Origin of the sequence: Pseudomonas sp. C8002 (genome assembly GCF_013385765.1) — a bacterium.
Taxonomy (GTDB): Bacteria; Pseudomonadota; Gammaproteobacteria; order Pseudomonadales; family Pseudomonadaceae; genus Aquipseudomonas.
In genome coordinates this window covers 71685-98528 of record NZ_JACAPJ010000007.1, presented here as the reverse complement: position 1 = coordinate 98528, position 26844 = coordinate 71685, and the positions used below count along the sequence as shown (strand labels likewise).

At 60.9% G+C, this 26844-nt stretch carries 34 protein-coding genes; 12 read left to right on the top strand and 22 right to left on the bottom strand.

The window, feature by feature from the left end; all coding sequences use genetic code 11:
- Positions 1–215: 215 nt before the first annotated feature.
- From HX814_RS11795 to HX814_RS11775, 5 genes are all read right to left on the bottom strand, one after another.
- Positions 216–827 carry a LysE family transporter gene (locus HX814_RS11795; protein ID WP_177008534.1) on the bottom strand — a complete coding sequence of 204 codons (612 nt, stop codon included), beginning with the start codon at positions 825–827 and terminating at the stop codon, positions 216–218.
- A 74-nt stretch (positions 828–901) separates the two neighbouring features.
- On the bottom strand, positions 902–1693 hold the full coding sequence (locus tag HX814_RS11790; protein WP_177008533.1) for an AraC family transcriptional regulator: 792 nt from the start codon (positions 1691–1693) through the stop codon (positions 902–904).
- A gap of 80 nt (positions 1694–1773) precedes the next feature.
- Positions 1774–2244 carry an arsenate reductase ArsC gene (locus tag HX814_RS11785; RefSeq protein WP_177008532.1) on the bottom strand — a complete coding sequence of 157 codons (471 nt, stop codon included), beginning with the start codon at positions 2242–2244 and terminating at the stop codon, positions 1774–1776.
- A 13-nt stretch (positions 2245–2257) separates the two neighbouring features.
- The gene (locus HX814_RS11780; RefSeq protein WP_003212605.1) at positions 2258–3541 is read right to left on the bottom strand and encodes an arsenic transporter; all 1284 of its coding nucleotides are present in this window, start codon (positions 3539–3541) and stop codon (positions 2258–2260) included.
- Between the two features lie 18 nt (positions 3542–3559).
- On the bottom strand, positions 3560–3916 hold the full coding sequence (locus HX814_RS11775; protein WP_003212604.1) for a metalloregulator ArsR/SmtB family transcription factor: 357 nt from the start codon (positions 3914–3916) through the stop codon (positions 3560–3562).
- 177 nt (positions 3917–4093) lie between these two features.
- Here HX814_RS11775 and HX814_RS11770 point away from each other — a divergent pair, with 177 nt between their 5' ends.
- The 3 genes from HX814_RS11770 to HX814_RS11760 all read left to right on the top strand — a co-directional run bounded on the left by HX814_RS11770 (position 4094) and on the right by HX814_RS11760 (position 5385).
- The gene (locus HX814_RS11770) at positions 4094–4309 is read left to right on the top strand and encodes a hypothetical protein (RefSeq protein WP_003212603.1); all 216 of its coding nucleotides are present in this window, start codon (positions 4094–4096) and stop codon (positions 4307–4309) included.
- 72 nt (positions 4310–4381) lie between these two features.
- Positions 4382–5077, top strand: coding sequence for an AzlC family ABC transporter permease (locus tag HX814_RS11765; protein ID WP_003212602.1), 696 nt, complete (start codon positions 4382–4384; stop codon positions 5075–5077).
- Positions 5074–5385, top strand: coding sequence for an AzlD domain-containing protein (locus HX814_RS11760; RefSeq protein ID WP_008432487.1), 312 nt, complete (start codon positions 5074–5076; stop codon positions 5383–5385). The genes HX814_RS11765 and HX814_RS11760 overlap by 4 nt, the downstream gene beginning before the upstream one ends.
- 152 nt (positions 5386–5537) lie before the next feature.
- Here HX814_RS11760 and HX814_RS11755 read toward each other — a convergent pair whose 3' ends face one another.
- The gene (locus tag HX814_RS11755; RefSeq protein WP_003212600.1) at positions 5538–5798 is read right to left on the bottom strand and encodes a hypothetical protein; all 261 of its coding nucleotides are present in this window, start codon (positions 5796–5798) and stop codon (positions 5538–5540) included.
- Between the two features lie 109 nt (positions 5799–5907).
- Here HX814_RS11755 and HX814_RS11750 point away from each other — a divergent pair, with 109 nt between their 5' ends.
- A complete protein-coding gene (locus tag HX814_RS11750; RefSeq protein ID WP_087693907.1) occupies positions 5908–6261 on the top strand; it encodes a hypothetical protein in 354 nt (117 codons plus the stop codon).
- Positions 6262–6402: 141 nt separating this feature from the next.
- Here HX814_RS11750 and HX814_RS11745 read toward each other — a convergent pair whose 3' ends face one another.
- From HX814_RS11745 to HX814_RS11715, 7 genes are all read right to left on the bottom strand, one after another.
- Positions 6403–7107 carry a YoaK family protein gene (locus HX814_RS11745; RefSeq protein ID WP_087693906.1) on the bottom strand — a complete coding sequence of 235 codons (705 nt, stop codon included), beginning with the start codon at positions 7105–7107 and terminating at the stop codon, positions 6403–6405.
- A 77-nt stretch (positions 7108–7184) separates the two neighbouring features.
- Entirely contained in the window at positions 7185–8213 is a 1029-nt protein-coding gene (locus HX814_RS11740) for a DNA topoisomerase IB (protein WP_008432490.1), read from the bottom strand.
- Positions 8214–8304: 91 nt separating this feature from the next.
- On the bottom strand, positions 8305–9384 hold the full coding sequence (modC, locus tag HX814_RS11735) for a molybdenum ABC transporter ATP-binding protein (RefSeq protein ID WP_134326564.1): 1080 nt from the start codon (positions 9382–9384) through the stop codon (positions 8305–8307).
- A 5-nt stretch (positions 9385–9389) separates the two neighbouring features.
- Positions 9390–10070, bottom strand: coding sequence for a molybdate ABC transporter permease subunit (modB, locus tag HX814_RS11730; RefSeq protein WP_003212595.1), 681 nt, complete (start codon positions 10068–10070; stop codon positions 9390–9392).
- Positions 10071–10838 carry a molybdate ABC transporter substrate-binding protein gene (gene modA, locus HX814_RS11725; protein WP_256343951.1) on the bottom strand — a complete coding sequence of 256 codons (768 nt, stop codon included), beginning with the start codon at positions 10836–10838 and terminating at the stop codon, positions 10071–10073.
- Between the two features lie 119 nt (positions 10839–10957).
- Entirely contained in the window at positions 10958–12022 is a 1065-nt protein-coding gene (locus tag HX814_RS11720) for a nitronate monooxygenase family protein (protein ID WP_008432497.1), read from the bottom strand.
- A gap of 110 nt (positions 12023–12132) precedes the next feature.
- Positions 12133–13011 carry an alpha/beta fold hydrolase gene (locus HX814_RS11715; protein WP_177008531.1) on the bottom strand — a complete coding sequence of 293 codons (879 nt, stop codon included), beginning with the start codon at positions 13009–13011 and terminating at the stop codon, positions 12133–12135.
- 176 nt (positions 13012–13187) lie between these two features.
- Between HX814_RS11715 and HX814_RS11710 the strand changes: the two genes are divergently transcribed.
- Positions 13188–13772: an ABATE domain-containing protein gene (locus tag HX814_RS11710; protein WP_177008530.1), complete on the top strand. Its 585-nt coding sequence runs from the start codon at positions 13188–13190 to the stop codon at positions 13770–13772.
- 6 nt (positions 13773–13778) lie between these two features.
- Here HX814_RS11710 and ada read toward each other — a convergent pair whose 3' ends face one another.
- The 5 genes from ada to HX814_RS11685 form a co-directional block, all read right to left on the bottom strand.
- The gene (ada, locus tag HX814_RS11705; protein WP_177008529.1) at positions 13779–14843 is read right to left on the bottom strand and encodes a bifunctional DNA-binding transcriptional regulator/O6-methylguanine-DNA methyltransferase Ada; all 1065 of its coding nucleotides are present in this window, start codon (positions 14841–14843) and stop codon (positions 13779–13781) included.
- Between the two features lie 76 nt (positions 14844–14919).
- Positions 14920–15600: a DNA oxidative demethylase AlkB gene (gene alkB, locus HX814_RS11700; RefSeq protein ID WP_177008528.1), complete on the bottom strand. Its 681-nt coding sequence runs from the start codon at positions 15598–15600 to the stop codon at positions 14920–14922.
- Complete coding sequence (locus tag HX814_RS11695; RefSeq protein ID WP_177008527.1) at positions 15590–16306, bottom strand: 2OG-Fe(II) oxygenase; 717 nt, start codon at positions 16304–16306, stop codon at positions 15590–15592. Before HX814_RS11695 ends, alkB begins: the two co-directional genes overlap by 11 nt.
- An 82-nt stretch (positions 16307–16388) precedes the next feature.
- Complete coding sequence (locus HX814_RS11690) at positions 16389–16553, bottom strand: hypothetical protein (RefSeq protein ID WP_166742130.1); 165 nt, start codon at positions 16551–16553, stop codon at positions 16389–16391.
- An 11-nt stretch (positions 16554–16564) separates the two neighbouring features.
- Positions 16565–16867 (bottom strand): DUF1883 domain-containing protein, encoded by a 303-nt coding sequence (locus HX814_RS11685; RefSeq protein WP_003212586.1) that lies wholly within the window; start codon positions 16865–16867, stop codon positions 16565–16567.
- Between the two features lie 212 nt (positions 16868–17079).
- On the opposite strand from HX814_RS11685, the gene HX814_RS11680 reads away from it, so the two are divergent.
- The 4 genes from HX814_RS11680 (at position 17080) to HX814_RS11665 (ending at position 19490) form a co-directional block, all read left to right on the top strand.
- The gene (locus tag HX814_RS11680) at positions 17080–17430 is read left to right on the top strand and encodes a hypothetical protein (protein WP_003212585.1); all 351 of its coding nucleotides are present in this window, start codon (positions 17080–17082) and stop codon (positions 17428–17430) included.
- A gap of 195 nt (positions 17431–17625) precedes the next feature.
- Positions 17626–18276 carry a c-type cytochrome gene (locus HX814_RS11675; protein ID WP_256343950.1) on the top strand — a complete coding sequence of 217 codons (651 nt, stop codon included), beginning with the start codon at positions 17626–17628 and terminating at the stop codon, positions 18274–18276.
- Positions 18273–19196 carry a c-type cytochrome gene (locus tag HX814_RS11670; protein WP_177008526.1) on the top strand — a complete coding sequence of 308 codons (924 nt, stop codon included), beginning with the start codon at positions 18273–18275 and terminating at the stop codon, positions 19194–19196. The genes HX814_RS11675 and HX814_RS11670 overlap by 4 nt, the downstream gene beginning before the upstream one ends.
- A gap of 63 nt (positions 19197–19259) precedes the next feature.
- Positions 19260–19490, top strand: a complete 231-nt coding sequence (locus tag HX814_RS11665; protein ID WP_003212582.1) for a hypothetical protein — start codon at positions 19260–19262, stop codon at positions 19488–19490.
- Here the strand turns inward: HX814_RS11665 and HX814_RS11660 are convergent, their stop codons facing one another.
- Both HX814_RS11660 and HX814_RS11655 read right to left on the bottom strand, forming a co-directional pair.
- Positions 19491–19775 (bottom strand): hypothetical protein, encoded by a 285-nt coding sequence (locus HX814_RS11660; protein ID WP_003212581.1) that lies wholly within the window; start codon positions 19773–19775, stop codon positions 19491–19493.
- A gap of 144 nt (positions 19776–19919) precedes the next feature.
- The gene (locus HX814_RS11655; protein ID WP_003212580.1) at positions 19920–20105 is read right to left on the bottom strand and encodes a hypothetical protein; all 186 of its coding nucleotides are present in this window, start codon (positions 20103–20105) and stop codon (positions 19920–19922) included.
- A 307-nt stretch (positions 20106–20412) separates the two neighbouring features.
- Between HX814_RS11655 and galU the strand changes: the two genes are divergently transcribed.
- The gene (gene galU / locus HX814_RS11650; protein WP_003212579.1) at positions 20413–21252 is read left to right on the top strand and encodes a UTP--glucose-1-phosphate uridylyltransferase GalU; all 840 of its coding nucleotides are present in this window, start codon (positions 20413–20415) and stop codon (positions 21250–21252) included.
- A 55-nt stretch (positions 21253–21307) separates the two neighbouring features.
- Here galU and HX814_RS11645 read toward each other — a convergent pair whose 3' ends face one another.
- A complete protein-coding gene (locus tag HX814_RS11645; protein WP_102369013.1) occupies positions 21308–22075 on the bottom strand; it encodes a helix-turn-helix domain-containing protein in 768 nt (255 codons plus the stop codon).
- A gap of 133 nt (positions 22076–22208) precedes the next feature.
- On the opposite strand from HX814_RS11645, the gene HX814_RS11640 reads away from it, so the two are divergent.
- Together HX814_RS11640 and gorA are read left to right on the top strand one after the other, a co-directional pair.
- Positions 22209–24347: a TonB-dependent siderophore receptor gene (locus tag HX814_RS11640; protein ID WP_134326572.1), complete on the top strand. Its 2139-nt coding sequence runs from the start codon at positions 22209–22211 to the stop codon at positions 24345–24347.
- A 56-nt stretch (positions 24348–24403) separates the two neighbouring features.
- Positions 24404–25762: a glutathione-disulfide reductase gene (gene gorA, locus HX814_RS11635; RefSeq protein WP_102369015.1), complete on the top strand. Its 1359-nt coding sequence runs from the start codon at positions 24404–24406 to the stop codon at positions 25760–25762.
- Here gorA and HX814_RS11630 read toward each other — a convergent pair whose 3' ends face one another.
- Positions 25763–26770 carry a DNA-binding protein gene (locus tag HX814_RS11630; RefSeq protein ID WP_177008525.1) on the bottom strand — a complete coding sequence of 336 codons (1008 nt, stop codon included), beginning with the start codon at positions 26768–26770 and terminating at the stop codon, positions 25763–25765.
- Positions 26771–26844 lie beyond the last annotated feature (74 nt).

The window sequence follows — 26844 nt, the reverse complement described above, 5'->3', positions numbered from 1 at the left end:
TTTGCTTTTGCTTTTAACACTCAGGTCGGCTTTCAGGCCGCCGTGCTCTTGCTTTTGATCTTGATCTGACTGCCCCAATAAGCCCGAGGCCGAACGCAGGTATTGCGGAGCCCTTTGCCTACTTTGGGCTGGGCCGGCATTCCGGCTTTTCCAAAGTGAGCCGCTGTAAGAGCGGAACCATAGGCCGCCGTCACCCAAATAACGGATATGCCCCCTCAAATCCCCCGCAACGCCAAAATCGCCAGATACAGCAGCACCACCCCACAAGCCCCATAGCTAACCCTCTGCCACATGGGCGAAGCATTCCGCCGCAGCAAATTGACCAACCCCGCAATCAAAAAACACGACAACACCGAAGCCAGCATAAACCCCGCAAAAAACATCAACGTCTGCCCATGGCTAGGCGCCGCTCCGACTATCCCCGACAACGCACTCCCCAGCGCCCCCCAATAGACAATGTTCTTCGGATTCGCCAGGGAAATCGCCGCCCCCACCACCAGCGCATTCTGCCCGGACCTGGCCGGCGCACTCCCGGCCTCTGGCAAGCGCCAGGCATCCATCAGGCTGCGAATCCCGAGCCAGGCCAGATACAGCCCACAAACGGCCGTCAGCGGCACCCGCACCGACTCATGCTGGATCAACAACGCCATGCCCGTAAGCCCGATCACCGCCCACACGGCATCGCCCACCAGCGAACCGATCTGCACCAACAGCGCAGGGATAAACCCATGCAGCAGCCCACGGCGCAGCGTCTCCGCCAGCACCGCCCCCGGCGACAGGCAAAACACAAACCCAAACACCAGCGCCGAAAAAAAGATCGTCAACATGCCTGCCTTCCTTCAAGTGATGGCCGGCATTTTAGGGAAGGGTGTGTAAGTCGTCTTGAACCAGATTGCGCTTTTCAGCCCTTGAGCACGCGTTGATAGCGCCCCGGTGTGATCCCGTAGGCCGCCCGGAAATGCCGATTCAGGTGGCTCTGGTCAGCAAACCCCAAGACATGGGCAACCTGCGACGCCGCAACGCCTGAGCGCAACAGCCCCTTGGCGCGCCGGGTACGCAGTTGCATCGCCCACTGGCGTGGACTCAGCCCGGTTTCTTTCTGAAAAGCCCGCAGCAGATGGAATTTCGACAGGCCCAACTCGTCACCAAGGGTCTCGAGTGCCACCGCCTGGTGCAGGTTTTCAGCCAGCAATTCCTGAGCCTTGATCACCAAACCGCGTCCCACCGCAGTGCTGCCAGGCAAGCGGACGCCGCTGCAACCGACGACTTCGCCGAGCAGCACCACCAGGGCTTCCTCACTCAGCTCCCGGGCCAGCGGATCGACACTCAACGCGCCTTCAATCGCCCCGGCGAGTTTCATCGCCAACGCCGGCTGGAAGCACAGCGAACGGTCGAACTCCAGGTGCGCCAGACCCAGATCAGCCGCCAATTGCTCGGCAGTCGCATACAAGCTGACAAACCGCCACGGCTGCCCTTCGGCCGCGCCGCCGCCTTGAATCTGCCCCGGGTTGTACAGGGTGATGCTGCCGGGGCCGGCCTCGAAGGTGCGACGATCCAGCCACACCTGTTCCTCGCCGAGCAGGTTGACGCCGATCACGCATTCATCATGGCTGTGGCGGGCAAATGTCAGGCCGGTGCAGGTGGTGCTGCTGACTTCGTAGTTGCCCAGCCAGGCGTGCTGCATGGAACTCATTGAGGGGGCTCGCTGTGACCGTTGCCCGCGAGCATACGCCGGAAAAGGGCTTCAGATCGACTACTCGCCCGGCTCTTCGGTTACGGCGTGGCGATGCGATCAAGCTCGGCCTTGATTTCGATGGCGCTGAGGCTGGCGAACGGAATCTCGAAAAAAGCCCGGCAGCGCCGTTCAATGATTTCCAGGGTGGCGCGGAACGCGGCGTCGACCTGGGCTTCATCGCCTTGAACATCCGACGGGTCCTCCAACCCCCAATGTGCCTTCATGGCCGGGCCGAAATACACCGGGCAAGCTTCTCCAGCAGCCTTGTCGCACACGGTGACGACGATGTCTGGCGGGCTGCCTTCAAAGGCGTCGTTGCCCTTGCTGTACAAGCCTTCGGTGCTGATGCCGGCGGCCTTCAGCGTGGTCAGGCTGCGTGGCAGCACCTGGCCCTTGGGGAAACTCCCGGAGCTGATGGCCTGGAAACCGTCCGGCGCCAGATGGTTGAACAAGGCTTCCGAAAGAATGCTGCGGCAGCTGTTGGCGGTGCACATGAACAGGACTTTCATCAAGCGAACTCCGTTAGAAACTGAGGCGCAAGGCCAGGGCGGCGAGGGTGATCAACAGTACCGGCAGGGTCAGCACGATCCCGACCTTGAAGTAGTAACCCCAGGTGATGGTGATGCCTTTGCGTGCCAGGATGTGCAGCCAGAGCAAGGTCGCCAGGCTGCCGATAGGGGTGATTTTGGGGCCGAGGTCGCTGCCGATCACGTTGGCGTAGATCATCGCGTCCTTGACCACGCCCACGGCGTGGCTGGCCTCGATGGAGAGCGCGCCGATCAGCACGGTTGGCAGGTTGTTCATCGCCGAAGACAGCAGCGCGGTGAGTACACCGGTGCCCAAGGCCGCGCCCCATACGCCATAGCTTGCGAAGGTGTCGAGCCAGGTCGCGAGGTAGTCGGTCAGCCCGGCGTTACGCAGGCCGTAGACCACCAGGTACATGCCCAGGGAGAAAATCACGATCTGCCAGGGCGCTTCCTTCAGCACCTTGCGGGTGGAGATTTTGTGGCCCTTGGCGGCGATCACCAGCAGTAATATGGCGCAGGCGGCAGAAATTGCGCTGATGGGAATGCCCAGCGGTTCCAGGGCAAAGCAGCCCACCAGCAGGATGCCCAGCACCCACCAGCCGGCGCGGAAAGTGGCGCGGTCGTGGATCGCACTGGCAGGGTCGTCGAGGTCTGCCGGGTCGTAGGTTTGCGGAATGTCCCGGCGGAAAAACCACAGCAATACGGCGAGGGTCGCGGCGACGCTCACCAGGTTCACCGGCACCATCACTGCGGCGTATTCGTTGAAGCCGATCTTGAAGTAGTCGGCCGAGACGATGTTCACCAGGTTGGAGACTACCAGCGGCAGGCTCGCGGTGTCGGCGATAAACCCGGCGCCCATGACGAACGCCAGGGTGGCCGCCGGGGAAAAGCGCAACGCCAACAGCATCGACATCACGATGGGCGTGAGGATCAGCGCCGCGCCGTCGTTGGCGAACAAAGCCGATACCAGCGCGCCCAGCAGCACCATGTACGCGAACAGTCGCCGACCGCGCCCACGGCCCCAGCGCGCCACATGCAAGGCAGCCCAGGCAAAGAAGCCCGCCTCATCCAGCAGCAGGCTGATGACGATCAGCGCGACAAAGGTCCCGGTGGCGTTCCAGATGATGTGCCACACCACCGGGATGTCGGCCAGGCTGATAACCCCGCACGCCAGGGCCAGGATCGCGCCCATCGTGGCGCTCCAGCCCACGCCCAGGCCCTTGGGCTGCCAGATGACCAAAATGATGGTGAACAGAAAGATAGCAACGGCAACAAGCATGAAAAGCTCTCCGCAGGATCAGCAGCAGGCGCTGGCCCGTTGTGGTCGGTCACCCATGGTTTCCAGACGCTGGGCGTCTGTTTTTAACCAGGCTTGGTTGGCTTGCAGGGTGGTGTCGAGCACTGCCGTCACCCACTCCGGCAAGGCCGGGTTGAGGCGGTAATAAATCCACTGGCCCTGGCGACGGTCCAGCAGCAACCCGCAACTGCGCAGTTGCGCCAGATGGCGGGAGATTTTCGGCTGGCTGTCGTCCAGAGCATGGATCAATTCGCACACGCAAAGTTCGCCTTCACGCAGGATCAACAACGTCAGCCTGGCGCGGGTGGCGTCGGCCAGGCATTTGAAGACGTTGGGCGGGGAGAAAAGATCTGACATGGTCAGTGCCTTGATACATATGGAAATACGAATATACGGATTTCCATATGTATTGGTCAAACCTTGTTTCGATTGACCTGCGTCAAGTGCCCGACAATCGATGACAAGTGGCTGAAATTAAACTGAAACACAAATGTCCTAAAGTGCCTGCCCATTGGTGATGAAGGAAGAAAACGTGTGACCCGTGCCACTCGCAACCTGCGCAAGACCCTGGATTCCGTCGCGGACAATAACGAAACCGCGGCGTTTGACCTGATGCGCGCCGTCGAAAAGCTCAGCGATGAAGTGCTGCGCCAGCGCCTGCTCAATACCATCCACCGGCTCAACCAGGACGCCCACGAACTGCGCGAAGCCCGGGACGCGGTGGAGCGGGTGTCGGTCAAACTGGCTTGAGCACGATCGTTCAAGACAATCCCTGATACCGCTGGCATGCTTGTCGACTGACTGTCGATGAGCTTGTTGTGTATGCCTAACGCTCTGCCTCTGAATGCCTTTTCCCGTGGCGCGATTGCGATCATTCCATTGTCCCTGGCGTGTGCGCCGTGGGGATTGCTGGCCGGTTCGACTGCAATTGATGCCCAATTCACGCCGCTGGAAGCCCAGGGGCTGTCGACCATCGTGTTTGCCGGTGCCGCACAATTGGTGGCCATCGGTATGGTCAAGAGCGGCGCCAGCCTGATTTCGATCCTGCTGACCACCTTGCTGCTGACCTCCCAGCATTTGCTCTACGGCATGCACATGCGTCCCACGCTGTCGCCGCTCAAGCCAAGGTGGCGCATGAGCCTGGGCTTTTTGCTGACTGACGAATTCTTCGCCCTGGTCAGCCAGTACGACCGCCAGACCTTCAATCGCTGGTACGCCCTGGGCGTCGGCCTGACGTTCTATATCATCTGGAACGTCTTTACCTTCGCCGGCATCGTGCTCGGTAAAAGCATTCCCGGGCTGGATCAACTGGGCCTGGAATTCTCGATCGCAGCGACCTTTATCGCCCTGATCACCCCGGTAGTGCGCGACGTGCCGACCATCGTCTGCGTAGCCGTGTCGTTGCTGTGCTCGGTTTGGCTGAGCTACTTGCACTGGGAATCGGCGGTGGTGGTGTCCGGTGTGTTGGGGATGAGCGCAGGGTTTGCCTGCAAGCGGCTGGGAGTAGGGCAGCAATGATCTTCGTGATGATTTTTGGCATGGGCCTGATCGTGTTTCTCAACCGCTACCTGTTTCTCGAGCCGCGCCTGCCGGTGCGCCTCAATCGCGGGGCGCGGGAGTTTCTCGGGTTTGCCGTACCGGGGATGCTCACCGCCATCTGCGGCCCGATCATTTTCCTGGCTGATCACAAGCTCAACCTGAGTGTAGGCAACCCCTACCTGCTGGCCGGAATCAGCGCCGTGGCGTTGATGTTCTGGACCCGTAGCGTGCTGATCACCGTGTTGCTGAGCATGGCGCTGTTCTATCTGTTCCGCTGGCTGCTCTGACCAACAAACTCCTGCTACGGGGGGAGCAAAACCAAGGCAAAAAAAAGCCTGCGGGAGGGCAGGCTGGAAGGGAGACTTCTTAAAAATGAGCCTGCCGACTATAGGCGGCGAGGTCTTCCTTCACAGTGAAACAAAGTTCATGAATCTGTCAGCTATTCGATAACCGGGGCGGCGGCTTTCTTGTTGGCTTTCGCCTCGGCCGCCAGGCATTCCAGGGCAAATTGCTCGGTGTAGGTCATCTGGATCGGGGTGCTTTCGCCCTTCACGGTGCGCTCGCCGTCAAGGATGTAGCGGATGCGCTTGTCGGTCACGCCGATGCGTTTGGCGATCCACGAAGGCGTCTGGCCGATGCGGCTGATCAGCTTGTCGGCGTAGTCGGTGGAGGGGTTGTAGCGCTCGGCATTGGGTGTCATGGGGTTTCCGGGTAAAAGCGGGTTCGTAAGTAGGCGGCAGGGTGACGCAATAATCCTTCGGTGTCGCCTGCTAATGGTACAGTCGCGTTTTTTCCAAGGAAGCTTCGGTATGCGGATGGTGGTAATTGGCGCTTTGGTCCTGGCATCGCTGGCCGGTTGCGCGGGCTCGAAGATGAAAGAGGCGCGTACCGGCGCGCCCTACAAAACCCTGGCCTCGGACAAGGCTCCGCTGGTGGTTGCCCAGTGCATCCAGTTCGGCTGGCAGGATGAAGCGGTGTTCGGGGTGGATGCCGGTGGTTTCATGGAGCCTGCACAGGCTGGTGGCTTCACCATCTACACCACGGCAGGTGACTATTTTGTCGACGTGCGCAGTGCCGGCGCCGGCGCCTCCGTCAACTATTACGCGGCCCAGGATGACTATCCGGCCAAACGCCGCCTGGCGGCACTGGCGACCTGCCTGTAATCCATTCCGTTAGAAAAGTTCAGAAATGCCCTGCGGACAGTCCCGCAGGCATTGTTTTAGTATTTTCCCGCTCACCCGGCGTGACGGCTCTTTACCGGTACAGGGATGTCGAGGCCGGAGCGTCGGGAGGGCAACTGTTTTCTAGCGGGGCATGTACCCCAGGTGCCAGCGCCGCGGAATCTTCAGCGACACCAGCCCCAACAGCGCCGACAGCACCCCGCTGACCAGCAGCGCACGAATCCCCATGTGGTGCTCCAGCAACGCACCGATCACCGCACCCACAAACATCCCGGCCCACGGGATCAGTTGCACGCGCCAGCCGTTGCGGCGTTCACCGAGCATCCAGCGGCCCAGTCCGCGACCAAAGCGTGACAGCGCCCCGGTGACATAGGTAAGCCCCACGGGCAACCCGTTCACTTCTTCGACGGCGGCATTCAGCATGCCCATGGCGATGATCGCTGCCAGCAACGCCGGCAATTGATCGGCGAACGGCCAGGCCGCAGCCCCGCACAGCAGGGTGGCGATGCACAGCAACAGGGGCAGGGCGTGGCGCCGGCTGACGCGGCTGACCATCACGCCCAGCGCATTCCCGGCGATAAACGTCGCCACCAGCAGTGTCAGGCGCGCGGTAAGGCCCAGGTCGCCTTCGCTGATCGCCACGGCGAGGCGCGTGGTGTTGCCGCTCATGAACGACACAAAATCCCCGCTGGCCATGAAACCAATCGCATCGGTCATGCCCGCCAGCACGGAAAGGCTGGCCACCAGCAGCAACCCGACACGCCCGCGCCATTTGTGGCGATGCAGCAAGGCGGCGTTGGTGTAGGGCTTCAGGGATGAAGGCAGCATGGGGCCGGGTTCCTCGGTGAGATTATCCGGCCACTACCGTAGGGCGCTTCGTGCTCCGCTGCAATGACTTGGCGCACTTACAGGCGTTCGGCCAGTTGCTCCAGAAACATCGCCAGCCCGACTTCCTCGGCTTTCAAGCCTTTGCGCACTCGGGGCTTGGGCAGTTTCGCCAGTTCGCCCAGGCTGAAATGCTCCAGCACCGCCGGGTGGATGTAGCACTTGCGGCACACTGCCGGCGTGTTGCCCAGTTGCTTGGCAACGTTCTTGACCATCTCCACCACATGTTTCTTGGCGTCGGATTCCGGCTGCCACTCAAGCTCGCGCAGCACTGCCAGCGCCAGGGCGCTGCCGGCCCAGGTGCGGTAGTCCTTGGCGGTAAAATCCGCGCCGGTCAGGGTGTGCAGGTAGGCATTCACATCGGTGGAACTGACGGTATGGCGCTCGCCGTTCTCGTCCAGGTACTGGAACAGGTTCTGCCCCGGCAACTCCAGGCAACGCTTGATCACCGTGGCCAGGCGCCGGTCCTTGACGCTGATCTGGTGCTCGATGCCGCTCTTGCCGCGAAACTGGAACAGGATCTCGCTGCCCTTGATATCCACATGGCGGGTGCGCAGGGTGGTCAGGCCGTAGGAGCGGTTGTCGCGGGCATATTGGGTATTGCCGACGCGGATCAGGGTGGCGTCGAGCAGCAGCACCACCGTGGCCAGGACCTTCTCCCGATTGAACCCGGGCGCCTCGATCTGTGCTTCCAACTGTTTGCGCAACTTGGGCAGCGCGCTGCCGAACTGTTGCAGCCGGGAGTATTTGTCGGTGTCGCGCACCTCGCGCCAGCGCGGGTGGTAGCGGTACTGCTTGCGCCCCCGGGCATCCCGCCCGGTGGCTTGCAGATGGCCGCGCGGGTCGGCGCAGATCCACACATCGGTATAGGCCGGCGGCACTGCCAGTGCGTTGATGCGTTTGATTTCGTCGGCATCGGTTATGCGTGTGCCGTCGGCCTTGAAGTATTGGAATTTGCCCCGCAGCTTTTTGCGGGAGATCCCGGGCTGGGTATCGTCGACGTAATGCAGGTCGCGGGGCAGGTCGGCAAGCAACGCAGGATCGGGCATGGCGCAAATTCCTTGGCAGGTATTTCTGATTGACCGCAGGGTTTTGCGGTCGTGCCAACAAGTTTGCTCCCCCGTAGCAGCTGTCGGGCAGTCAGGCCAGTACCGCCACCGCCTTGATTTGCGCCCACAGCGTCTGGCCGGGATGCAGCTGCAACTGGTCCCGCGAGTAACGGGTGATGCGCGCCAGCAGCGGCGTGCCGGCGGCGTCCAGGCTTACCAGCACGTGGGCTGCGTTGTCCGCCGGGATTTCCTGGGTCACCGTCACCGGCAGGCGATTGAGGATGCTGCTGTGTTCCTCGGCCTGCAGGCTCAAGCTGACGTCCCGCGCCTGGATCTTGAAACGCAACGGTTTGCCCAGCGCCAATGGTGCATGGGCCACGCGCATCTGCAATTGGCTCGCGGGCAATTGCAGGGTGAGCAACTGGTAGTGCGCGTCGTAGGCGCTGACGGTGCCGTTGATCACCACACCGGCGTCGTCGCCCAGGGCCATGGGCAGGTCCAGCCGGGCCAGGGTTTCGCCGATAGGACCGCTGGCCAGGGCCTTGCCGTCGCTGAGCAACACGATGTGATCAGCCAGGCGCGCCACTTCGTCCTGGGCATGGCTGACGTACAGCACCGGAATCTCCAGTTCGTCATGCAGGCGTTCGAGATACGGCAGGATCTCGCTTTTGCGTTTGCTGTCCAGCGCGGCCAACGGTTCATCCATCAGCAACAGGCTCGGGCTGGTGAGCAGGGCGCGGGCGATGCCTATGCGCTGGCGCTCACCGCCGGAAAGGTGCTGCGGATGGCGCTCCAGCAGGTGGCCGATGCCCAATAGTTCGGTGGCGTGGCTCATCTCCACCCGGCGTTGCTGGCGCGGGATGCGCTTGAGGCCGAACTCCAGGTTGGCCAGCACCGACAAATGCGGGAACAGGCTGGCTTCTTGAAACACGTAGCCCAGGGCGCGTTTGTGGGGTGGCACGAACAATCCTTTGCGGCTGTCTTGCCAGACCTCGTCGTTGATCTGCACGAAACCCTCTTCAGCCCGCTCCAGCCCGGCGATGCAACGCAGGCAGGTGGTCTTGCCGGAGCCGGAGTGGCCGTACAGCGCCGTCACCCCGCGACCGGGCAGTTGCAGGTCGACATCCAGGGCAAACCCGGAATACTTCAGTTGCAGGCGTACCTCGATCATCGACATCAGCTCCAGCCCGCCTTGGTTTTACGGCTGGAGTAGAGCGCCAGCAACACCAGGAAAGAAAACACCACCATGGACCCGGCCAGCCAGTGGGCCTGGGCATATTCCATGGCTTCGACGTGGTCGTAGATCTGCACCGAGACGACCCGGGTCTTGTTGGGAATATTGCCGCCGATCATCAGTACCACGCCGAACTCGCCGACGGTGTGGGCAAAACCGAGAATCGACGCGGTGATAAACCCCGGGCGCGCCAGGGGCAGGATCACCGTGAAAAAGGTGTCCCAGGGATTGGCCCGCAAGGTCGCGGCCACTTCCAGCGGGCGAGTGCCAATAGCGGAGAAGGCGTTTTGCAACGGCTGCACCACAAACGGCATGGAATAGATCACCGAGCCAATCACCAGCCCGGCGAAGCTGAAGGTCAGGGTGCCCAGGCCCAGCCATTGGGTGAACTGGCCGAAGTAGCCGTTGGGGCCCATGGTCAGCAGCAGGTAGAAGCCGATCACCGTGGGTGGCAACACCAACGGCAAGGCCACCACCGCGCCAATGGGGCCGCGCCACCACGAGCGGGTGCGCGACAGCCAGAGGGCTATCGGAGTGCCGATGATCAGCAGGATGACCGTGGTCAGCGACGCCAGTTTCAGGGTCAACCAGATCGCGGAAAAATCGGCACTCGACAGCGGCATTTACAGCTCGTAACCGTAGGACTTGATCACCGCGGCGGCTTTCGGACCTTTCAGGTATTCAACCAGGGCCTTGGCGGCGGCGCTGTCCTTGCCCTTGTTGAGGATTACCGCGTCCTGCTTGATCGGGTCATGCATCGACGACGGCACGATCCAGGCCGAACCGCTGGTGACTTTGCCGTCCTTGTAGATCTGCGACAGCGCTACAAAACCCAGTTCGGCGTTGCCGGTGGAGACGAACTGATAGGCCTGGGTAATGTTCTGGCCCTCAACGAGCTTGTCCTTGACCTTCTCGGTCAGGCCTTCCTTCGCCAGCACCTGGGTGGCGGCCAGGCCATAAGGCGCGGCTTTCGGGTTGGCGATGGACAGGTGCTGGAACTGGTTTTTCTTCAGCACTTCGCCCTTGGCATCGACGTAGCCTTCCTTGGCCGACCATAGCGCCAGGGTGCCGACCGCGTAGGTGAAGCGCGAGCCCTTGACGGTGTCACCTTCGGCTTCGAGCTTCTGCGGGGTGGTGTCGTCGGCGCTGAGGAACACTTCAAACGGCGCGCCGTTCTTGATCTGGGTGTAGAACTGGCCGGTAGCGCCGTAGGCAGCGACCAGTTTATGGCCCGTATCTTTTTCAAAGTCGGCGGCAATCGCCTGGATCGGTGCGGTGAAGTTGGCAGCCACGGCCACCTGTACTTCATCGGCACTCGCCGAGGAGAAGCCAAACGCGGCGATCAGGGTAGCGAGGGCCGTGGGGGCCAGGCGTGAGGCGCGAATCATCATCAAGAAGCTCCTTGGGGTTTGCGGCTTGTTATAGGCAGAAGGGGACTACCGCTATGTATGGGAATATATAGCGGTTGGCCACTGCCGGTACAGCGCAAAGTTGTCCCGGGAGTTCAGGTTCAGCGTCGGCCGAGTTTTTCCAGGGTTTGCGCGGCCAGTTCGAGCGTCAGGTCATAGCTGGAGATGTCTTTGCCGAGGCGCAGCGCCTGGCCCGACCACAAGTTGCTGAAGCCGGCTTCGTCCTTGGCCTTGAGCGGCATCAACGCACCGCCGGACAGCGGGAACGCCGGCGCCGTGGGGTTGATCGCGCCCAACTCACGCATTACGCGGTTGATGATGCCCCGCGCCGGGCGCCCGGTGAACAGGTTGGTCAGCGCGGTTTCACTGGCCTGGGCAGTGCGCAAGGCGTGGTGGTGTGACTTCGAGACGGTGGCCTCGGGGGTAAACAGGTACGCGGTGCCAATCTGCACCGCTGACGCGCCAAGGGCGAAGGCCGCGACAATGCCCCTGGCATCCCCGATGCCGCCGGCCGCAATCACCGGCACGCGCACGGCATCGACAACCTGTGGCACCAGCGCCATGGTGCCGATCTGGCTATTCAGGTCGTCGCTGAGGAACATCCCGCGATGGCCACCGGCTTCGTTGCCCATGGCGATGATTGCATCGCAGCCGTGCTGTTCCAGCCAGATGGCTTCTTCGACGGTGGTAGCCGACGACAGCACTTTCGCCCCGGTGGCCTTGACCCGGTCCAGCAGGGATTTTTCCGGCAGGCCGAAGTGAAAGCTCACCACTTCCGGGCGGAATTCTTCCACCACTTCACAGGCGGCGTTGTTGAACGGTGCGCGGTTGGAGACGGGCGTCGGCGCGTCAAAATCGGCGCCCAGCTCGCGGTAGTAGGTTTCCAGCAGGTTCTTCCACTGAAGGTCGCGGTGAGCATCCGGCGTCGGTGGCTGATGGCAGAAGAAATTTACGTTCAGCGGCCGCGAACTGGCTTGGCGAATCGTGGTGAGTGCTTCGCGCAGTTGCTCGATGCTGAGCGCCGCCGCCGGCATTGAACCGAGGGCGCCGGCCTGATTGGCCGCAATCACCATGGCCGTGCTCGTGGCATTGGCCATGGGCGCCTGAATGATCGGTAACTCGATGCCCAGCAGGTCAAGAATTCGGGTGTCTGGCCAGGTGCTCATGGGACGCTTCTCCAACGGTGGAATGCTGTTCCGTCGTTTTAGCAGGGCCAGGCAGCACCAGGCCAGTCTGTATTATTCACTGGACGAATCCAGTGTTTCATGGGCGGTTATCAGTTGATGGCGTCGCCCAGTACTTCATGAATCCGTTGGGCAATATGCGCGGCGTGGGTTTCCAGGGCGAAGTGGCCGGTGTCGAGTAATTCCACCACGGCGTTGGCGTTGTCGCCTTTGTAGGCATGGGCGCCCGGCGGGATGAAGAAGGGATCGTTCTGGCCCCAGATCACCAGCGCCGGCACTTGCGTGGCCTTGAAAAACGCCTGGAACGCCGGGTACAGCGTCAGGTTGTTGCGGTAGTCGAGGAACAGGTCCAACTGGATCTCGTCATTGCCGGGACGCTGCATCAGGAGCACGTCGAGCATGTAGGACTCCGGCGCCACCAGCTCCGGTTGCGACACGCCATGAAGGTACTGATAACGCGTGCCTTCCAGGCTGATGACCGCGTTGCGGATCACCTCGCGATTGGCCTGGCTCGGCTCGGCCCAGTAGGCCCGGATCGGAGCCCAGGCGTCACCCAAACCTTCCAGGTAGGCATTGCCGTTTTGCGATATCAGCGCGCTGACCCGTTCCGGGTGGGCCACGGCGAGGCGCAGGCCCACCGGTGCGCCGTAGTCGAACACATAGAGGGCATAGCGACTGAGGTTCAGGGCCTCGACGAAGTGGCCAACGGTGATCGCCAGGTTATCGAAGCTGTAGTGGTAATTGCGTTCGGCGGGGACTTCAGTGAAGCCGAAGCCTGGCAAGTCCGGGGCGATGATCCGGTAACGGGTGGCAAGCAGCGGGATCAGGTCACGGTACATATGGGACGAACTGGGAAAGCCATGCAGCAGCAACAACACCGGCGCGGACGGGTCGCCGGCTTCACGGTAGAAAATGCGCACACCATCGGCATCAACGTGCTGATAGCGAACAACCGGGGCTGAAATCGACATGATCGTAGTCCTCTGTGTAACTGGTTAAATTGATTTGTTGGGTTACTGGTTTTGCAGGCTGCGCTTGAAAATGTAACCTGTCAAATTAATTTAATGGGTTACTGGTCGGCGAATTTAGTAACTATTCAAAAGCGAAATCAGCGGTTACGATGGCGCGGACTTGAAGAGGATTCGCCATGCCCGCCATCACCCCATCCCCATTGGAACCCTACGTCCTGGCTGATCATCCCGTGCTGGACATGCTCAATACCCGGGCGAATGTCGACGGTGTGCCCTTTGAATTCTGGCAAGGCGATGCCGATGTCGAGCGCTGGCTGGTGCGGCTTGGCTGGGCCGAGGAGGGCGCAGTACCGGTATTTGAGGAGGGGGCACTGCTGGGCGCGGCGCGGGGATTGCGGGAAGTGATCCGCGTGTTACTGGAACAGCGCAAGGCCGGCCAGCAGGGCGATCCCGGCGCGCTGAATGCGTTCCTGCGCAAGGCGGTCAGTCACCCGCAACTGGCTTGGCCGGCGCCTGGCGAGTTGCGGCTGGAGCGCCAGCGCAAGGTGCAGACTGCCGAGCAGTTCCTGGCGCCGATTGCCGAAGCCGCCGCGACGTTACTGGTGGAAGGGGATTTCGGCCTGATCCGCACCTGCGAACATCCCGAGTGCGTGCTGTGGTTCTACGACCGCACCAAGGGCCACAGGCGCCGCTGGTGCAGCATGGCGCTGTGTGGCAATCGGCATAAGGTGGCCGAGTTTCGCAAGCGCAAACTGGTGTAGACGTCCTCAGGATTCTGCCGGGCTTTCGCGCTCCAGCAACTGCCGCTTGCGCTCGACCCCCCAGCGGTAGCCCGACAGATTGCCGTCGGCGCGCACCACGCGATGGCAGGGAATCGCCACCGCCAGGCTGTTGGCACCACATGCCTGGGCCACGGCGCGATAGGCGGTCGGCGCGCCGATGCGCTGGGCGATCTCGGCGTAGCTGGCGGTGCACCCCACCGGGATTTCCCGCAAGGCTTGCCACACGCGTTCCTGAAACGCAGTGCCGCGCAAGTCCAGGGGCAAGTCCAGGCCCAGGGCCGGCGCTTCGATAAAGCCCACCACCTGGGCGATCAATTGTTCGAAGTCGTGATCGGCACCCAGCAGATTGGCGTGGGGAAACTGGTCCTGCAGGTCGCGCACCAGTTTGTCCGGGTCATCCCCCAGCAGGATCGCGCACACACCGCGATTGCTCTGGGCCACCAGAATGGCGCCCAATGAGCATTGGCCAACGGCAAAGCGAATATCCGTGTTGGTGCCGCCGGCTTTGTAGTCGCGGGGCTTCATGCCGAGCAATTGGTCGGCAGCCTCATAAAAGCGGCTGTTGGAATTGAAGCCGGCGTCGTACAGCGCATCGGTCACCGAGTGCTGGTCCTTGAGGCCGTCCCGTACCTTGCGCGAGCGATGAGCACTGCCGTAGCGCTTGGGCGTCAGGCCGGTCACCGCCTTGAACACCCGATGAAAATGGAACGGGCTCAAGCCGGCGAGGGCGGCCAGATCTTCAAGGGGCGGCAGGGTTTCGGCCTGTTCGATGTGCCGACAGGCCGCTGCCACCAGTTGCGCATGGCGTGCGGCCACCTGGGTCTGGTCCCCCGACGCGCGCTTGTTGGGCCGGTAGCCCGCCGCTTCAGCCTGTTGCGGGGTGTCGAAGAACTCGACGTTCTCCGGGCGCGGCCGCCGCGCGGAACTGCTGGGGCGGCAGTACACACCGGTGGTTTTCACACCATAGACGAAGGTCAAGTCGGCCTTGGCGTCACGGGCGACAATCGCGGCCCAGCGGGGGTCTTGTTCGGTGGCGTGGCGCGCGGTCATGGTGGTGGCTCCTGGTTGAAGAATGCCAGGTTAGTCCCGTGGGGCATTCCCATCACTCCGATGCTTGCGGTCAAATTCATCCGGCCGTGCGAAACGTCAGGTTGATGCGCTGCGGCCCCATGACCGGATGCGTGCCGGGCTTGATCGGCATCACGCCGTGAAAGCGCAGGCGGTCCACGCCGCCCCATACCACTACGTCGCCATGGAACAGCGAGACTTTTTGCGTCTTGTCGCTGCGCTCATGGCCGCCGAACAGGAAGATCGCCGGTAAACCCAATGACACGGAGACCACCGGGGCGGCATAGCGACGCTCGTTTTTGTCCTGGTGCAGGGACATTTTCGCGCCTGGCACATAGCGGTTGATCAGGCAGGCATCCGGCTCGAAATCGTCGAAACCTGCATCTGCTGCCGCCATCACGGCCAGTTCGCGCAATGCGGCCGGCAGGGCTGGCCAGGGTTGTTGGTTATTCGGGTCAATCGGGGAGTAGCGATAACCGGTGGAGTCGGTCGTCCAGCCCAATTCACCGCAACTGCTTAACGCCGCCGACATGGTAAAACCACCGGGCGTGACCATTTGCCGGAAGGGCGATTGAGCCAATACCCGTCGCAGTTCCGGTAGCAAACGCTCGACCCAGGGCAGGGCATAGCCCCTGAGGACGTAGGATTGTTCACCGATTTGCTCGCGCCCCGGGGGCTGTTGCAGCGCGTCATCGGCGAACAAATCGGCGGTTGATCCGGGAAGGGTCTTACTGCGCATCGTGAAAAATCACTCCCAAGGTATGCCGGGTACCACTGTGCAGAACACTGACCCCATGGCGCAAGGTCACCCGATGAAACCCCCTCACACTCGGCATGGGTCGCTGATTGACCGCGAAGATTACCGCGTCACCCTGGTTAAGAGGGACGACCTGGGCCCGGGATTGCATTTTTGGCCGCTGCTCCGTCAGCACCAACTCCCCGCCACGAAAGTCCTCTCCCGGCTGCGACAACAGGATGGCAACTTGTAGGGGAAACACATGTTCCCCGTACAGATCCTGATGCAGGCAGTTGTAGTCGCCTGGACCGTATTGCAGCAATAACGGGGTAGGGCGTTGCTGCCCGGCTGCGTGGCAGCGGGCAATGAAGTCGGCATGGTGCGCCGGATAGGTGATCGGCAGGTTCATCTGTTCGTTCCAGCGATTGGCCTGGGGCGCCAGGAACCCATACAGCTGTTCACGCAGCGCGCAGATCGGCGCTGGCAGCGGGTAGCGGAAATATTTGTATTCGCCCCGGCCAAAGCCGTGCCTGGCCATCATCACATGGGAGCGAAACAGTTCGGGTCGGGGGTAGTGGCCGCTCAGTTCAGCGCATTCCTGCTGATCCAGCAGGGCCGGAATCAGTGCGTTACCCTGTTCATCAAGGGCTTGCTCGATGGCGGCCCAGTCCAGCTTGGCCAGGCGTTCATGCAGTGGAGTGGAAGGCATCGACAAGTTCCTGTGGCAGCGCATTAGGGCTGCCAGTCTAGAAAGTCGTCAGGGTCAGAACACTCCGATGCTTGCGCTCGAATTACAGCGCCTTGCTCACATTGATGTCGGTAATCTCATCGCTGGCATCGTGGATTTTCGCCAGGGCTTCCTTGGCTTCCTCCACGCTGCCTGCTTGCAGTTGGGCGAACTCGAAGCGGCGCTCACCGTTGAGTTTGTACTTGATCACATATTTGGTGGTAGTCACGGGCATTCCTGTCAGCTCAGTTTCGAATTGGTGCGGCGCACAATGCGGATCTTGTGGGACAAGGTCGGCTTTTTGGTCACGCTGATGGCGCGGCGGGTCACGACGTCCAGGGTGATGTTCCAGAACCCGGTGCTGGGCGCAGTGATTTTTGCCGGGAACTTGTCGAACGCGCCGCCGTGGTAAGTATGGCGGCCGCCGTTCTTGAAGCTGCGAAAGTTAGCATCGCTCATCAGGCGGATGTTGCAGGTTTGCGAGCATTCAATGACGACAATATCTCCTTCATTGAGGTGCTCACGCTGGTGGATGAATTTCATAAGGTGTCTCCAGAAGGGCTTTTTCTGAAAAATCAGAACGATACGTAGGTTAAGATGGAGTTTATCAGCCCCAGCACGTTTATTATCGGACCGTCGTCGACGACTTCGACAATTTAAAACAGTTATTTACCGAGTTATCAGGGATAAATCCTACGTGGGCGGGAGAAAAATACCTTCTTCGCTGTCGTAGGGTCTTTATCGGAGGTTTTTATATGAAGTGGAGTGTGTTGGTTCTGGCCCTGGCGTTGGGTGGATGTGCTTCGGTGGCGGATATCAAGCAGACCCCACCAACGCTGGCAGTGATCTCCGGGAAAAAACCACAGGAATACGCGGCGTGCGTTGTCCAGAAATTGTCTAAAACCCGCAGGCCTTCGCAGATCGAGCCTCACAAGGATGGTGTTCAAGTTATCGTACCGCAGAAGTTTTCTGCCGACCCGTCGGCCATTTTTGAAATTGAAGAGCGCTCCAGCGGGAGCAGTATCAAGCTCTACGAGAGCATGTCCAATGTGCCTATTCGTCCAGGTGACGTGAAGGCTGCGGGGGAAGCGTGCATTTCCGGCTGAGTCTGTAGCCGCCCACCTCGAATCCGATCAAGAAGCCCGACCCTGCTGCCGCAGCGTCGGGCTTTTTTGTGCGCGAGGTTCAGTACACCGTCCTTTTGCTCGCGGATGAGTGTTGTCGCGACCGGGCCATTGCCCTACCATTTGTAGGCTTATGCCTAATTCGCCTAAGCATATAACTATAAAAATGGAGTCGTGATGATGTCTCTGGAACGAGTTCTGATGGGTAGCGCGTTGTTGCTGATGTTGGGCAATGCCCACGCGCTGGAGGGGAAAAACGTTTATATGCAGGGCGGCTCGCAGCCGGGAGCTGCGCCGTGCGTGGCCTGCCACGGGGCTGATGGCCTGGGGCTGGCAGCCGCGGGTTTTCCGCGTTTGGCCGGTTTATCGGCGGGGTATTTGCGTAAGCAACTGCACGATTTTAAAACTGGCGCCCGGAACAGCCCGGTGATGCAGCCACTGGCCAACGCCCTCACGGAAGAGGAAGTCAGCGCTGTAACCCGGCAGCTGGCGGCAATGCCTGCGCCCGCACCTGTGCCGGTGCACCGCAGCGAGATGCCTACTGACGCTGCGCAAAAGATTGCCCTGCAAGGTGCGTGGGAGCGCCAGATTCCGGCCTGTGTCAGCTGTCATGGCCCGGCCGGCGTGGGCGTCGGCGACGGGTTTCCACCCCTGGCCGGACAATCTGCGGCCTACCTCGCGGCGCAGTTGAACGCCTGGCGCAGCGGCACGCGCCATAACGATCCGAATGATCTGATGGGCCATATCGCCAAATCCCTCAGCGCTGAAGAAGTGCAGGCCGTGGCCACCTATTTTGCCTCGTTGAGCGGCCAGGAGGCCAAGCCATGAAGCGCTTCTTGTTTGCTCCGCTGCTGGGAAGCCTGATCGGCGTACCCGTCCATGCCGCCCCTATTGCCATGGAAGACCAGTCACAGTTGCAGCCAGCCGGCGCTCATGGGGCTGCCGTGCAGTTCCAGCCGCCCAAAGAAAGCGAGCTGCCGGACAACGCCTACGGCAAGCTGGTGAAACAGGGCTACGCGCTGTTTGTCGACACCAAGCGCCTGGCGCCGCAATTTGTCGGTAATGGCCTCAATTGCAGCAATTGCCACCTGGACCAGGGTCGCCTGGCCAATTCGGCGCCGCTGTGGGGTGCCTACCCGATGTACCCGGCGTATCGGAAAAAGAACGACAAGGTCAACACCTTCGCCGAGCGTTTGCAGGGCTGTTTCCAGTTCAGCATGAATGGCGGCACGCCACCGGCTGCAGACAGCCCGGAGATTACCGCGCTGTCGGTATATGCCTACTGGCTGGCGAGCAAGGCTCCCTTGGGCGTCGAACTGCCGGGCCGTGGCTACCCGGACGTGCCGGCACCCGCCAAGGGTTACGACCTGGCCCAGGGCGCAGATGTCTACAAGGGCCAGTGCGCGGTGTGCCATGGCGCCGAAGGCCAGGGCCAGAAAGTGGGCGACAACTACGTGATGCCGCCGCTCTGGGGTAAAGACTCCTACAACTGGGGCGCCGGGATGCATCGAATCAATACGGCAGCGTCCTTCATCAAGCACAACATGCCCCTGGGCCAGGGCGGCAGCCTGACCGACCAGCAAGCCTGGGACGTGGCGGCCTACGTCAACGGTCACGAGCGTCCTCAGGACCCGCGCCTCGTGGACGGCTCCGTGGAGAAAACCCGGGTGAAGTTCCACGCCAATGACGGCGTCAATCTTTACGGGCAGACGGTCGATGGCGTACTGATCGGGCAAGGCATCCGTTAAACTGTCGATAACCCATAAAAAATGCCGCTGAATCAGCGGCATTGTCTTTTCGGAAACTCAGTCATGAAACGTGAGCAAGTCAGGGAACAGCATGCAGGGGGGCATATTTCTGCGACCCATGTGATTCAAAATCCCGCGGATACGGGCGAGTGGATCGTGTTCTTCAAGAAGAGCGGCGGTCGCAGCTACTTCCTGGTGGATGACCAGGATGAAGTCGAATCCTTCTCCCGCCTGGACGACTTGATCGAGACCATTCGCGGCCTGGGCATCAAGTTCGCCGAAATTCACATGTAGTTATTTGCAGACCACCGTCACGCTGCGGGTCTTGTAGTTGCCGACATCCTTGCCCAGGGTCTTGTCGCTTTCTTTCAGAGCCGGTGTGCCTTCGGTGCCGACAATCCGGTAGCCGGTGCCCGCGCAGGACGCATCAGCCTTTTCATAACAGCTGGCCCAGGAGTTGGCTTCGCCGGAGCAGTCGATGGCCAGTCCTTGTTCGCCGTTCTTCAGGACCGTGTCGGAAGTGGTGGTGCAGCCACCGGTAAGCGCCAGTACCGCAATCAGTGCCAGGATCTTGTTCATGTAGGAGTCGTCATCAGGGTGTTGGAGGGGAGCGCTGACACTGTCGTGGGGCGTTACAGGCGAGATTATAGCGAACCGCCATCAACGTACAGACAAACACAAAAAAGCCCCGTCAAACGAGGCTTGATTGGCGTTACCGCGGTGTTACTTGGTTTTCGGACGCTTGCTCGACGCGTGGCCGGCTTCATCCACAAACACTTCGGCCACGGCACAGGCTTGAGCTTCGGTCGCGAATGCGCCGGCAACGCTGTCGCCATGGAAGTTGATCAAGTGCCAGCCGTCCGCTCGCTTGGTGATCAGGTAGCCGTTCACGCCTTTTGGTTCTGACATCTATCAATCTCGTTGTCTGGTTCAAGGGCGTAATGATAGCGCCAAACGGCGTGGGGCGGCGCAAGTTGTTGCAGGTCAGTGCCGATCGTCATAAAGCGTGCTAAAAAGGTTGGAGCCCTTTGAATGACGGGCACAAGCCGACGATTTCTAACAGCGGCGAAGGTACTTGATTGAATGCCGGCGGAACTTACGCCGACATTTTTTCTCTATGTTGACATCGCAACGCCAGCAGGACCCATTGTAAGGTGACTGCGGCCTGATTAGACTGCGCCGAATTTCGTACGCACAGCCCTTTGTAAGGACTCATATGATCAAGAAATGCTTGTTCCCAGCAGCCGGTTACGGCACTCGCTTCCTGCCAGCGACCAAGGCCATGCCCAAAGAAATGCTGCCGGTGGTGAACAAGCCACTGATCCAGTATGGCGTGGAAGAAGCACTGGATGCCGGCCTGAACGAAATCTCGATCGTGACCGGCCGTGGCAAACGCGCCCTGGAAGACCACTTCGACATCAGCTACGAGCTGGAAAACCAGATCAAGGGCACCGACAAGGAAAAATACCTGGTCGGCATCCGTAAGCTGCTCGACGAGTGCTCGTTCTCCTACACCCGCCAGACCCAAATGAAAGGCCTGGGGCACGCGATCCTGACCGGTCGTCCGCTGATCGGTGACGAACCGTTCGCCGTGGTACTGGCCGATGACCTGTGTGTAAACCTGGAAGGCGACGGCGTCCTGACCCAGATGGTCAAGCTGTACCAGAAGTACCGTTGCACCATCGTCGCGGTTCAAGAGGTCGATCCTCAGGAAACCAACAAGTACGGCGTGATTGCCGGCGACGATATCGGTGATGGCCTGATCCGCGTACGCGACATGGTTGAAAAGCCAGCGCCGGAAGATGCTCCGTCGAACCTGGCGATCATCGGCCGCTACATCCTGACTCCTGACATCTTCAAGCTGATCGAAGAAACCGAGCCAGGCAAGGGTGGCGAGATCCAGATCACCGACGCCCTGCTGAAGCAGGCAAAAGACGGTTGCGTGATTGCCTACAAGTTCAAAGGTCGTCGTTTTGACTGCGGTGGCGCTGAAGGCTACATCGAAGCGACCAACTTCTGCTACGAGCACTTCTACAAGACTGGCAAGGCTTACTGATTCATCGTTGCCAGCCCGTTGAAAAAGCCTGCGAGTCGAAAGACCGCAGGTTTTTTTATGCCTTGCCCAAATAGCGGCTGGGGGCTTCGCCCAGTACCCGCTTGAACATTGCACCAAACGCATTGCCGTTGGCATAGCCCATGTCCCGTGCAATAGCCCCCAATGGTCGGCCCTGGGCTAACTGGCAAACGGCTTCGGCAATCCGTAGCTGCTGGCGCCATTGGTTGAAGCTCAGCCCGGTTTCATCCCGAAACCGCCGGCGCAGGGTGCGCACGCTGGCGCCGATGGATTCACTCCAGTCTTCCAGGGTGGCCGGGTTCGCCGGGTCTTCCAGAAGCATTTCACACACACTGAGCACGCGTTTGTCCCGGGGCAATGGCAGGCTGCAGCCTTCGGTTTGAGTCGCGGATATCAACTGGTGCAGCAGCAATGGCGTGAGCAGGGCAGTGTGGGCGTCGGGTGCGAGCATGCCCAGAATCAGCTCCCGCAGCAGCGGCTCTACCCTGATCAATCGGCAGGATTGCCACGCCGTGGGTAATTGATCGCTTTCCACGTACAGTGCGCGCATCGCAACCTCACCGACCATGTGCAATTCATGGTCGACACCCGGCGCAATCCAAAAGCCGTATGCCGGCGGGACGGTCCAGGCGCCCATGCGGGTCAACACCCGGATCACGCCTTGGGTGGCGTGCACCAGTTGGCCATATTCATGGCTGTGCCAAATCTCTCGTGCGCCATCGACATAGTCATGGGCCCGAACCCGTAATTCCTCGCTGGTGCTGCGAGCGGGCGCCCCAAAGCGTTTACGCCAGATGTTGTCCAATCAAGAATGATTCCTGAGATGTAGGTTGGAACGGTCATTAATTGACCCGTGCGCGTAGAAGAATGACCGGATCTTTAACGCGATTCAATATTAAATAAGAACGATTAACAAAAAGACTTTTCAAGGAATCGTCATGTCCGGTGCGTTGTCTTCTCCTCCGTTTTACCTTTCCAGGCTGGCGCTGGTGGTGTTGGCGCTTGCTCCTGTTGTGTGGGCCGATGACGCGCCCATCGTGTTGAAGGACACCGCGGTGACAGCCGCCGAGGCCGAGCCGGCAGACGGCGTGGTGCCAGGCTATGTGGCGCGCAACACCACCGTGGGCACCAAAACCGGCGCGCCGATCGTGGAGACGCCGCAATCGATCTCGGTGGTCAGCCGCCAGCAGATGGATGACCAGGCGGCGCAAACCGTCGACCAGGCATTGCGCTACACACCAGGGGTTTACTCCCAGGATAACGACCTGCGGTTTGACCAGTTGAGCATTCGCGGCTTCGATGCCGACTCCTACCTCGACGGGCTCAAGCTCAATCGCACGACCTGGTTCGCTACGCCTCGGGTCGACCCTTGGTTTCTGGAGCGCATCGACGTGCTGCGCGGGCCAGCTTCCGTGCTGTACGGCCAGAGCGGGCCGGGCGGCCTGGTGGACATGCAGAGCAAGCGGCCGACGGATGAGCCACTGCACGTGTTGCAAATGAGCGTGGGCAATGACAACCGCTATCAGGCCGGCTTCGATTTTGGCGGGCGCCTGGACGAGCAGGGCGATGTGACCTATCGGCTGACCGGGCTGGGCCGCATGGCCGATACCCAGACCGATCACATCAAGGACCAGCGCATCGCCATCGCGCCGGCCATCACCTGGAACATCGACGACGACACCAGCCTGACCCTGCTGGCCAACTATCAATACGACCCGGAAGGTGGGCTGTTCAACCCGGTACCCGCGTATGGCACCGCGCTGCACAACCCGAATGGGCGCTTGCGCCCCGATGATTACCTGGGCGACCCGGACCGCGATCGCTTCAAGCGCAATCAGTTTTCCCTGGGCTACGCGTTCAGCCACCGGTTCAACGACACCTGGAGCTTTCGCCAGCACCTGCGCTATATGCATGATGACGTCGACTACTACCAGACTTCCCTCACCGGGCCGCTGGACGCCAACCTTGCCACCGCGCCGCTGTGGGCCAACGTCAATCATGAGCACCTTGGCCAGTTCGCCCTTGATAACCAGTTGCAGTCCGACTTCAGCACCGGCCCGGTCAAGCACACTGTGCTGATGGGGGCGGACTTCCAGCGGCTGTTGCAGACCATCAACCGGGGCGGTCAGTATTTCCCGAGTGCGATCAATATCTACAACCCCGACTTCAGCGCCTTGCCGAGGGTGCCGGTGTCCATCAACCAATACACCACCCAGAGCCAGTTTGGCGTGTACCTGCAGGACCAGCTCAGCTTCGACCATTGGCGCTGGCTGATCGGTGTGCGGCAAGACTGGGCGCGTACCTACGACAATCAGGACAGCGCGTTGACTGGCGCCAACCTGAGCAACACGCGCCAGCACGACGAGAAACTCACCTGGCGTTCGGGCCTGAGCTACGTGTTTGATAACGGCGTTGCGCCGTATGTCAGCTACAGCGAATCGTTCCAGCCGCAACTGGGCACTGACCGGCTGGGCGCGACATTTGTGCCGACCACCGGCAAGCAGTACGAAGCCGGCGTTAAATACCAGCCTGTGGGCTCCCGCAGCCTGTACAGCGCGGCAGTGTTCGACCTGCGTCAGCAAAACGTCCTGACCACCGACGATGTCGACCCCAATTTTGCCACCCAGAAAGGCGAAATCCGCTCCCGCGGCATCGAGCTGGAAGCCCATGCCGAGGTCACCTCGAACCTCAGCCTGATCGGTTTTTACACCTGGATGGACCAGCGCATCCTCAAATCCAATGACGGCGACCAGGGCGAACACCCGACCGGCATCCCGGGCAAGAGTGCCTCGCTGTGGGCGGACTACACCTTCCACGACGGCCCGCTGCAGGGCGTCGGTTTCGCGGCGGGTGCGCGCTACTTCGGGCCGAGCTACGGCAGCGCCGACAACACGCTGGAGGTGTCATCGCGCACGCTGTTTGATGCCGCGGCGCACTATGACGTGCAGAACTGGCGCCTGGCCCTCAATGCCAGCAACCTGTTCAACAAGGAATACCTGGCCTACTGCAGCAACGGTTTCCTTTGCTACTGGGGCGCAACCCGTTCGTTGCAGGCCAGCGCGACGTATCGCTGGTAAGGCGCTGACCTCTGGCGCGGCAGCAGGTATGCTGTTGTCCTGCCGAGGAGAGTGAAATGGCCTACGATTTTGACCTTTATGTAATTGGTGCCGGTTCCGGCGGTGTGCGCGCTGCACGATTCGCTGCGGGTTTTGGCGCCAAAGTGGCGGTGGCTGAAAGCCGCTACCTGGGCGGTACCTGCGTGAATGTGGGCTGCGTGCCGAAGAAACTGTTGGTATACGGCGCGCATTTCGCCGAAGACTTCGAGCAGGCCAGCGGTTTTGGCTGGTCCCTGGGTGAAGCGAATTTCGATTGGGCGACCCTGATCGCCAACAAGGATCGTGAAATCAACCGCCTCAATGGAATCTACCGCAACCTGCTGGTCAACAGCGGCGTAACCCTGCACGAAGGGCATGCGCGGCTGGTGGACCCGCACCAGGTAGAAATCAACGGCGAGCGTTTTACCGCCAAGCACATTTTGGTGGCCACCGGTGGCTGGCCGCAGATCCCGGACATCCCGGGGCGCGAGCACGCCATTGGCTCCAATGAGGCGTTCTTCCTCAAGGAGCTGCCCAAGCGTGTGCTGGTAGTCGGCGGTGGCTATATCGCCGTCGAGTTCGCCGGGATTTTCCATGGCCTGGGCGCACAGACTTCGCTGCTGTATCGCGGCGACCTGTTCCTGCGCGGTTTTGACGGCTCGGTGCGTACGCACTTGAAGGAGGAGCTGACCAAGCGTGGCCTGGACCTGCAGTTCAACGCCGACATCGAGCGTATCGACAAGCAGGCCGATGGCAGCCTCAAGGCCACCTTGAAAGATGGCCGCGTGCTGGAAGCCGATTGCGTGTTCTACGCCACTGGCCGACGCCCGATGCTCGATAACCTGGGGCTGGAAAACACTGGCGTCAAGTTGGACAAGCGCGGCTTTGTCGAAGTGGATGAGCTGTACCAGACCGCCGAACCATCGATCCTGGCGATTGGTGATGTGATCGGCCGCGTGCAACTGACGCCAGTGGCCCTGGCTGAAGGCATGGCCGTGGCACGTCGCTTGTTCAAGCCTGAGCAATATCGTCCGGTGGACTACGCGATGATCCCGACGGCGGTGTTCAGCCTGCCGAATATCGGCACCGTGGGCCTCAGCGAAGAGCAGGCCCGTGAAGACGGGCACAAGGTGCAGGTGTTCGAAAGCCGCTTCCGGCCGATGAAACTGACCCTGACCGACTGCCAGGAAAAGACCTTGATGAAGCTGGTGGTCGACGCCGAGACCGACAAGGTCCTGGGTTGCCACATGGTCGGCCCCGACGCTGGCGAGATCGTGCAGGGCCTGGCGATCGCGCTCAAGGCGGGCGCGACCAAGCAGCATTTCGATGAAACCATCGGCGTGCACCCAACGGCGGCGGAAGAATTCGTCACCATGCGCACGCCAGTGGCGCAGTAATCAGCCCTCGGTAGTTGCTTCCGGCGCCGTCGCAACGACGGCTGCCAGGCGCAGCGCATCAATACTGGCCTGGGCCTTGACCAGGTCCAGTTCCAGGGTTTTGTTGGCCTTCTGATGCTCGGCCAGCGCTTCCTGGCGCGCCTGATTCTCCAGTTGGGCAACCCGCAAGCGTTCCTGCAACAGGGTACGCTCGCTGTCGATCACACTCACTTGCTCGCTCAATTGACGCTGCTGTTCACGGTCCTGGCGGGCCTGTTCCTGCAGTGCGCTCAATTCCTTCACGGTCACCCGATGCTCGATCAGCAGGCGCTCGTTATCGCGGTGCAACTGAGTGATTTCATCCTGGCGCACCATCGCGCTCTGCTGGGCCTGGCGCAGCTCTGCCTGGACCTGCTGCAACTGGCCTTCATGGCGACGCTGTTCCTGTTCACGCTGGTCCTTGATCGCATTGCGGTAATGCTCCAGGGCGTCCCGGGCATGCAGGTGCTTCTCTTCCAGTGAGCGAATCTGCTCGTCCTTGTCGTTGATCCGCAACTCGTAATCGCTGCACGCCTGGCTCAGCCCGGCGTTGCGGGTTTGCTCGGTTTGCAGGCTGGAGCGAGTGCTTTGCAAGGCCGCGCTTTCATCGGCCAGGGCGGCGGACTGGATATCGAACTGCTGCTTGAGCTGGGAGTGGGCCGCTTCCAGCTCCTCAACCTGGGCGAGCAGGGCGGTTTTCTGCTGCTGGAACTGCGCCAGGGCCAGGTCGATAGGCTCCTGGGCCTTCTCCTTCAGGCGCTGGGCCAGTCGCGCCACCAGTTCACCCAATTCGTCGTCAATGGGCGCTTCGGTGATGGTCTGGCGGGTTTCGCTTTCGTCCAGCTCCTTCAGATAGCGGTGAATCGTGGTTTTCGAGCCGGTATTGCCCATCTCGATGCGTACTGCATCGATGCTCGGGTTTTCGCCACGGGCAAGGATTGCCAGGCGTGCCGTTTGAACTACTGCTTTATTGATGCCGCCGCGAGCCATGGAGTCTCCGTCGATTTAGTACTGTGGTACGTAGTATGTATATACGTACTATATCACGATTGTTTTAAAGCCGA